Here is a 7,914-nt window from a genome sequence, read left to right on the forward strand (position 1 = left end):
ATGACTACATGTTTAGAGGTAAAAAAGCATGTACTATCTGGGTACTTTTAAAAGAAGGAACAATTAACTCTATTAAAGGTTTATCTGAGATTAAAGAAGATAAAAACGTGATTTTCGTTTTAGATAGATTTAAAGAAGGTGATTCGGTTAAGAAAGAATGGTTAGGAACTGAGAGACAAGTATTTTCTCGAATTTATGTTGTAGCTGACTCACTTAAAGAATTAAACTCTAAAATATCGGAATTTAAAGAGAAACTTGTAATTACAGATAATTCTGGTAATGATATGGTACTAACATGGCCAGAAACTATAACTGAAGAAAATTACCTTTAATAAGAATACATCAAATAAACTATTTATATAAGGATATGGAAAATAAAACAGCCGTTATTACTGGAGGATCAAGAAATATAGGACTGGCAATTGCTGAAAAATTTTATGCTATTGGTTACAACGTAGCTATACTAAGTGTTTCAGAAAACAGTGCAAAAAAAGCTGCTAAAAATATTGACAATACCGGAAATAAGGTCATAGGGTATAGATGTGATGTAACAAATGTATCTTCAGTTGAAGAAACACTTGAACATATTAATTCGCATTTTGGTGGAATAGATATTCTTGTAAATAGTGCAGGTATACTAGATATGGCTAGTATAGAAGAAACATCAATTGAAGAATGGGATAATGTTATGGCCGTTAATCTTAGGGGTACGTTTACTATGATCCAAAAATCAATTCAATATTTAGAAAAAAGTAAGCATCCAAGAATAATCAATTTATCATCTAATTCTGGGCGAATGGGAGGATTTGAGAACGGAATGGCTTACAGCGCATCTAAAGGCGGAATCATAGCATTGACTTATGGTTTGGCCAGAAGACTTGCAAAAAAACAAATTACGGTCAATTGTATTGCACCTGGGACCATTGAATCAGATATGTCTGCAGCACGAAGCCCGGAAGTATTGAAAAAATTAAAAGAAAGATTTCCTTTGGAAAGATTTGGAACACCAAAAGAAGTTGCAGCAGCAGCTTGCTATTTTGCAAGTGACGATGCCGGCTTTACTACTGGTTCAGTTTTAGATGTTAACGGAGGATTATTCATGGGATAAAATAAAAAATATGAAATCAAATATATTAGAATCATTTAGTTTAGCCGGAAAAAAAGCAATTGTGGTTGGTGGCGCCGGTGACCTTGGAAAAGCCATGGTAGAAGCAATATCGCAAGCAGGTGCACAAACTGTTGTAATAGACTTCGATGAAAGAGTTTTTGACATTTGCAAAGAATTCAAAAAAGATGGTCTAGAGGTTGACGCTATTAGAGCAGATATTAGTAAAATATCAGAAATTAAAGAATCGTATCAATCTGCTTTAGATTTGTTAGGAGGAAAAATAGATATTTTAATAAACTCGGCAGGTATTCAAAGAAGATATCCAAGTGAAGATTTTCCAGATGAAGAATGGAGCAAGGTAATTGCTATTAATCTTGATGCCACTTTCTACTATTGCAAATATGTAGCAAAAAACATGTTAGAAAATGGTGGTGGAAAAATAGTTAACATAGCTTCTCTTATGAGTTTCTTAGGCGGTATTACAATACCTGCATATGCAGCTTCAAAAGGTGGAGTCAGCCAATTAACAAAAGCACTTTCAAATGATTGGGCTGCTAAAGGGATTTGTGTAAATGCAATTGCTCCTGGTTATATGGACACCCAACTTAACACTGCATTAATAAACGATAAAAAAAGAACCGAAGAAGTTTTCATTAGAGTACCTATGAAAAGGTGGGGTAATGGCGAAGACTTAAAAGGCTTAACAGTATTTTTATGCTCGTCTGCAAGTGATTATATTACAGGAACCGTAATACCTGTTGATGGAGGTTATTTAGGTAGGTAAGCATAGCTTTTAGCGTAAACTTATTTAAAATCGAAAACGTTGATTTTAAAATCAAAGTAATTAATCCGATTAAAATGTTACAAAACAATTTTATTAGGTAAGAAATATGGTTTCAATAATTTTACGAAACCTTCAAATAAATTGTAAAAACTTAAGGATAAGTATTTATTGTATTGAAGTTTATAATAATCATATTTAACCTTGGTCCTTTTAAGAAATTAAAAAATAATTTAAATAAGCAATGAAATTTAGCATAATTATTCCTCTTTATAACAAAGAAAAATATATTGAACGCTGCTTAGAAAGCTTACTTGACCAAGGTTTAAAGCCTGATGAATATGAAGTCATAATTGTCGACGATGGCTCTAAAGATTCTGGTGCACTAGTTGTTAAAAATTATGCAAAGAAAAATACTTTTGTAAACATTAAATTAATTATTCAAAAAAACCAAGGACCTAGTGCAGCAAGAAATAACGGTTTAATTGAAGCTATAGGCGAATACATTTATTTTTTAGATGCTGATGATTATTTAGCACCAAATGCTTTGAAATGCCTTTTTAATTTAAGTCAGCAAAACAACATTGAACTATTAGAATTTGATAGTGAATATATAAATGAAGGTGAACAACCAAATTTCTCAAAACTAGATACTGAAAATTTAGCACTACACGTAACTGATGGGCAAGATTATATTGCTGAAAATGGCTTAAGAAATTCAGCTTGTTTTTACGTTATTAAAAGGAGTTTCCTTTTAGAAAGTAATATTACTTTTCTTGAAGACATGCGAGCATATGAAGATATGATTTTCACTTCTAGTGTTTTTTTAAAAGCCAGCAGTGTTTCTAAGGTTAACCTTGACGCTCATAGATATGTTAAGGTTGCCGGATCTATTGTAACTAGTAAAGATTCTAAAAAAAATCTAGAGTTTATACAAGGTATGGTTAAAGCTGTTGTAGAGTTTAATGATTTAATAAAGAATTACAAGAACTCATCTAGTAAGCCAACTAAAGTTATAAATAGATTAAAAGACAAGCAGCAGGCTGTTGTTTTTGCTTTAATTATAAGAGCATATAAATATCGTCTAGACCCAAAAGTCTTTAATACGATTTTAGATAAAATGAAAACCCTAGAAGCATACCCTATAACGTTAAACATGGAGGGTACAAATAATTATATTCGTCCTTTTATGAATAATAAAAACTGTGCTCTTCTAGGTTTAAAAGTTATGAGAACACTAAAATTTCTTTAAAATTAATAAACATAATAAGCTACAGTAAAATACTACTTAATGCTTAAACATTAAAATAACTAAATATGATTTGCTTCCTTGTACCTGTAAAAAGTAAGAAACTATCTTCTGATTGGGATAAATTCAGTGAATTGGTTACTCGAAGTCTTAAATCAATTAATGGGCAAAGAGATAGAGATTTTCAAATAGTTGTAGCTTGTCATGAATTACCTGCAAAAAAATTTGAGCATCCACAAGTTCATTATGTTCAAGTTGATTTTGACGTACCTCAATTAAGTAATGAAGATTGGGAAAAAGATAGACAGCTGAAAGAAAGTGATAAAGCCAACAAAATCCAGTCTGCATATGAGTATGCAATAGCTAACTTTAATGTTGACTATTTTATGGTTGTTGACTCTGATGATTGCATTCAAAACGGAATTAGCAAATATGTCAACGCTAGGTTAAAAGACAATACACCTGGTTGGTATGTTAACAAAGGATATTTCTATACAGAAGGCAGTAAATTTGCTTTTATGATTCGCAGTAATTTCAATGTTAGATGTGGTACATGTATTATCATTAAGAAAGATTTATTTCAACAGATAATACAGAAAGAGCCATACCTTTATTATTTTCATGAAACGATAAAACTAGAAAATAATCTTTCATTAATACCATACCCAAAGCCGGCAGCTTTATATAGTATGGCCAATGGAGAAAACCATTACATGTCAAAATCTAAGGTTTCAAAACTAGTGAACCAGTCCAAATATTTTTCTTTGGCTTATTTTCAAAGTATATATTCCAAACTTACAAGATACAGACCTAGGTATATAGGAAATAGATTTAAAAAATCATTTAATTTTTATAATATATCTTAAACGAATCTTAAATATTATTGATGTATCTAAATTCGATTACAATTTTAAGAGCGATTGCAATCGTACTAATTGTTGCATCACATTGTGATATCTTCTCGGATATCAAACAAACTAACTTTATTCATCGTTTATTAATTAATATAACTGCAGGTGGAACAATTGTTTTTGTGTTTATATCTGGATTTTTATATCATCATATTTTTTACCTAAAATCTAAAACTCATCTATTTTTCAAAAAAAGAGTTAAACGTTTAATTATTCCTTATTTTATATTATCTATAATACCCATAATATATAAGCTAAACAACCAACCAAATTATTGGACTACGTTCATACCTTCAGAAAAAACAGGTATATTCTATGAATACTTATACCCTACATTGCTTTTCTTATTAAGTGGAGAGCATCTTGTTGCATATTGGTATATTCCATTTGCTATACTGTTGTTTTTATGTTATCCATTGCATTCAGTTTTCATTAAAGCAAATCACAAGAGCCAGATTATAATAATGGTAGTTACATTTATAATTTCTCTTTTAGTACAAAGACCAAAAATGATAAGTCTGATATTTATACAATCTTTAGTGTATTTCACTCCCGCTTACTTATTTGGTATTTATTGTTCTATTAATAAAGTCAAGATATACTTCTTCTTTAAAAATAAAGAGTATCTATTTTTAACTCCTTTCCTTTTGATATTAATTATTCAAACTTATTTTGAGATTGTGGGGAATAACTCAAAATCCTTTTTTTCTTACGAGGGAATAGATACAATTTTACCTCAAAAAATATTTCTTTGTCTTTTTCTAATGATTTGGTTACATCGTTTTGAAGAAAATAAAAATAAATTTGTTATGTTATTAGCAAATACCAGTTTTGCAATTTATTTTCTACATGGTTATGTTTTACGGCTTTTATATATCATAAAAGAACAGTTAGGAATAAATGAGTTTTCAAAACCAATTTTATCCTTCTTGATCAGTTTATTTTTACTTATAAGTATAAGTATATTAGTTGCTATTATTTTTAAAAAAATTTTTAAAAATAAATCCTATTATTTTACCGGGTATTAGTTAATAATACATCTTTATTTCAAAATTGGAATACTTCAAAAGTATCTTAACGTATTTCGTTAATAAAATGAAGCGTTTTATATTCAAATTTTCAAACCATATCAAAATTATATTCTTAACATCATTTATTTGAAAAGGGTAAATAAGCGACATGTGTATTTCATCGATCTTTTTATTTTATTCTAGTATTTGATAGACCAAAAAGATATTTTCGTCGTAAATAAGTAGCAGTTTGTCGTTATCAATCTCTCCCCAAGTTTAGTAGACAACCACTTAAGTTAATTTTCACTTTACATTATAAACAAGAATTTATAACTATTTATATATTAACAACTCCACTAAACATTAATTATGAAATTAAAAATTACTCTTATTTTATTGTTACAAGCATTTTGCTTTCAACAAATTTATGCTCAATGTGACGGAGCCGATTTTGAAGAACAGAATGGTATCGCTATTCTAGAAACAGAATCAAAAGTATCAGGCAGCTGGAAAAAGGAATCTATCTCGGGCTCTACTGCAGGCTCAGCTATTACATATAGAGGAAGCAACAATTTTGGTTCTCCTGGAAATTCAACTATAACATATAAAGTTAGAATAAACTCATCAGGAACATATAGGTTTATCTGGCGTAATAAAATCAGTGTTATTGCTAGTAGTAATGCAAGTACAGAACATAACGATTCTTGGTTAAAAATTAACGCATCTAGTTTTTTTGGTCAAAAAGGTAGCAGTAAAATTTACCCAAAGGGATCTGGTAAAACACCAAATCCAGAAGGTGCTAGTTCAAATGGATGGTTTAAAGTATATACGAACACTATAGACTGGAGCTGGAGTACTTTTACGAGTGACTTTAACGGTCACGGTGTTTACGCTACATTTAATAGCCCTGGCGTATATGACATACAAATTTCAGCAAGATCAAATGGACATTCAATAGACAGAATGGTACTTTATAAAGAAGGTAGCTATTCAGCAAATCAAGCAGAAAGTTTATCTAGATCAGCAACAACATGTTCTGGCAGCACACCAACACCTGATCCAACTCCTACAACAAATGAAGCCCCTACCGTAAATATAACTAGCCCAAGTAATGGTCAAACTATAACTAGTGGTAGCTCAGTTACGGTACAATTATCTTCTAGTGATCCAGATGGTAACATCACTAGTCATGAACTTTCTGTAAATAACAGCTTAGTTGATACAGATGGTGTTAACTACAGCCCATATACTATGACCAACATTCAGCCAGGTAGCTATGTAATTACAGCAAAAGTAACAGACAGCAATGGTGAATCTGACACAAGTACGGTAAATATTACAGTAACCGGTGGTGGTTCTACCGATCCAGATCCAGAACCAACTCCACCAGCATCAAATACTGCTCCAACAGTAGATATTACAAATCTAAATGACGGGCAAACTATCGCTGCTGGTTCTAATGTTTCTGTAGCTGTAAATTCTAATGACTCAGATGGTAGTATAATAAAGCACCAAATATTTGTTAATGATGTTTTAGTAGATACAGATGGCGCAAATTATACAGCACATACTATTGAAGGTATTAGTACCGGCAATTATTCTATAAGAGCCACAGTTACTGACAATTCAGGTGAAACAACTTCTGACACTGTTGTTATTACAGTAAATGATGATGATGAGCCAGGTACGAATCCGACACCTCCTACGTCAGGCTCAGATCCTGCCGTAAGTATTACCAATCTAACTAACGGTCAAAGTTTTACTGCTGGTTCTAATGTTTCCGTAAATTTAAATGCTTCTGATTCTGATGGTAGTATTGTTAAATATCAGATTTTCGTAAACGATGCATTAGTTGACACAGACGGTGCCAATTACACTCCACATGTTATTAGCAGTATAAGTAATGGTAATTATGAAATCAAAGCTACCGTTACAGATGATGACAACAATACAAATTCTGCAGTTGTAAATATTGTTGTAGGTTCTTCAACTACTCCTACTCCACCAATTTCTGGAAACCAGGCACCAACCGTTCAAATAACTTCACTTAGTGAAGGACAAGTCATAGCTGTAGGAGAAGAAGTTTTAGTTGGTGTTATTGCAAATGATAGTGATGGTAGCGTAATTAAATATCAGGTTTATATAGATGGAAATTTAGTAGATACGGATGGAGAAATTTACACCTCTCATCCTTTTCAAGAATCTACCTCAGGTAACTATCAAGTTGAAGTAGTTGTTACGGATAATGATGGTGCTACAGGTTCAGATGTTGTCAATGTTTCAGTAGGTTCTGGTTCTACTCCTACAACACCAATTACATCTTCCGTAACATTAAATTTAATAGATGCAATATCTAATGTAAATATTGGTACTTTATCAAATGGTACAACATTAAGCTCATCAAATACGCAAAGTGTAAATGTCAGAGCAAATGTGCCTTCTGAAGCGAAAAGTGTACTATTAGTACTTTCTGGAGCGCAAAGTGAAACTAGATATGAAAATGTAGCTCCATATGCTTTATTTGGAGATGTTGACGGTGATTACATTGCCGCAAATCTTTCTAACGGGTCATATACGTTAAAAGTTTCAGCATATTCAGGTACTAATGGTAGCGGATCTCTTGTTGCTACAGAAACAATAAACTTCAGTGTTGGTTCAATTACAGATAAATCTGCATTTGCTTTCCCTAACCCAGTTCAGGCAGATGGTAAAGTATCAGTACATTTACCTGAAGGAAATGGTGGTAATTACGAATACACTGTTTCTAACGCTATGGGAGTTCAACTAGAAAAGGGAACTTTCAAAGCTGGTGATTCAGAGACTGATGTAGATTTGGAATTATCCAATATAGGAAG

6 protein-coding genes and 1 pseudogene are annotated in these 7,914 nt (G+C 31.6%); all 7 read left to right on the plus strand.

Annotation, left to right across the window (positions count from 1 at the left end):
- A pseudogene (locus ABJI11_RS15540) lies at window positions 1-332 on the plus strand (carbamoyl-phosphate-synthetase); the annotation flags it as partial.
- Window positions 333-367: 35 nt separating this feature from the next.
- Complete coding sequence (locus tag ABJI11_RS15545; protein WP_348354164.1) at window positions 368-1,108, plus strand: 3-oxoacyl-ACP reductase family protein; 741 nt, start codon at window positions 368-370, stop codon at window positions 1,106-1,108.
- Between the two features lie 10 nt (window positions 1,109-1,118).
- Window positions 1,119-1,892: an SDR family oxidoreductase gene (locus ABJI11_RS15550; RefSeq protein ID WP_348354165.1), complete on the plus strand. Its 774-nt coding sequence runs from the start codon at window positions 1,119-1,121 to the stop codon at window positions 1,890-1,892.
- A 241-nt stretch (window positions 1,893-2,133) separates the two neighbouring features.
- A complete protein-coding gene (locus tag ABJI11_RS15555) occupies window positions 2,134-3,141 on the plus strand; it encodes a glycosyltransferase (RefSeq protein WP_348354167.1) in 1,008 nt (335 codons plus the stop codon).
- A gap of 65 nt (window positions 3,142-3,206) precedes the next feature.
- Window positions 3,207-4,004: a hypothetical protein gene (locus tag ABJI11_RS15560; protein ID WP_348354169.1), complete on the plus strand. Its 798-nt coding sequence runs from the start codon at window positions 3,207-3,209 to the stop codon at window positions 4,002-4,004.
- A 20-nt stretch (window positions 4,005-4,024) separates the two neighbouring features.
- Window positions 4,025-5,077, plus strand: a complete 1,053-nt coding sequence (locus ABJI11_RS15565) for an acyltransferase (RefSeq protein WP_348354172.1) — start codon at window positions 4,025-4,027, stop codon at window positions 5,075-5,077.
- Window positions 5,078-5,428: 351 nt separating this feature from the next.
- The coding region (locus ABJI11_RS15570) for an Ig-like domain-containing protein (protein WP_348354175.1) at window positions 5,429-7,914 on the plus strand (2,486 nt) is incomplete at its 3' end.

This window comes from Maribacter sp. (genome assembly GCF_039968975.1).
GTDB lineage: Bacteria > Bacteroidota > Bacteroidia > Flavobacteriales > Flavobacteriaceae > Maribacter.

Excerpts from the sequence above, each read along its gene's own strand:
- ABJI11_RS15550 (WP_348354165.1), top strand. The coding sequence starts at position 1,119 with ATGAAATCAAATATATTAGAATCATTTAGTTTAGCCGGAAAAAAAGCA.
- ABJI11_RS15555 (WP_348354167.1), top strand. The coding sequence starts at position 2,134 with ATGAAATTTAGCATAATTATTCCTCTTTATAACAAAGAAAAATATATT.
- ABJI11_RS15545 (WP_348354164.1), top strand. The coding sequence starts at position 368 with ATGGAAAATAAAACAGCCGTTATTACTGGAGGATCAAGAAATATAGGA.
- ABJI11_RS15560 (WP_348354169.1), top strand. The coding sequence starts at position 3,207 with ATGATTTGCTTCCTTGTACCTGTAAAAAGTAAGAAACTATCTTCTGAT.
- ABJI11_RS15565 (WP_348354172.1), top strand. The coding sequence starts at position 4,025 with ATGTATCTAAATTCGATTACAATTTTAAGAGCGATTGCAATCGTACTA.